The organism is Lactobacillus sp. A27, from assembly GCF_016742815.1.
GTDB classification, from domain to species: domain Bacteria; phylum Bacillota; class Bacilli; order Lactobacillales; family Lactobacillaceae; genus Lactobacillus; species Lactobacillus gallinarum.
On the sequence record NZ_JAEHNT010000058.1, the window covers coordinates 1 to 283 of the forward strand.

A 283-nucleotide genomic window follows, 5' to 3' on the forward strand; every position below is an offset into this window, starting at 1 on the left:
TGGATCTAAAGTTTGACCCTTATCTACCTTAAGACCACCTTTGCCATCGATGTGGTACTTTTTATTGTCATCTAGCTTATCCTTGACGTTAATAGTTACAGGAACATCATCATGGCTTCCATCAGCGTAAGTTACTGTTACTTCACCAGATGCCTCACCAACTTTACTTGTGTTTGGTTCAGTCTGCCAAGTGTAGTTTGCATCACTTGGCATCTTCTTACCATTCTTATCAGTTCTTGAAATTACTTCATCAGCCTTAGGCGTTTTGCCAACAGTTGTAGTC

At 40.3% G+C, this 283-nt stretch carries 1 protein-coding gene; it reads right to left on the minus strand.

The window, feature by feature from the left end; translation table 11 throughout:
• A partial coding sequence (locus JEM49_RS07945) for a Rib/alpha-like domain-containing protein (RefSeq protein ID WP_201874564.1) occupies positions 1-283 on the minus strand: 283 nt, incomplete at both ends.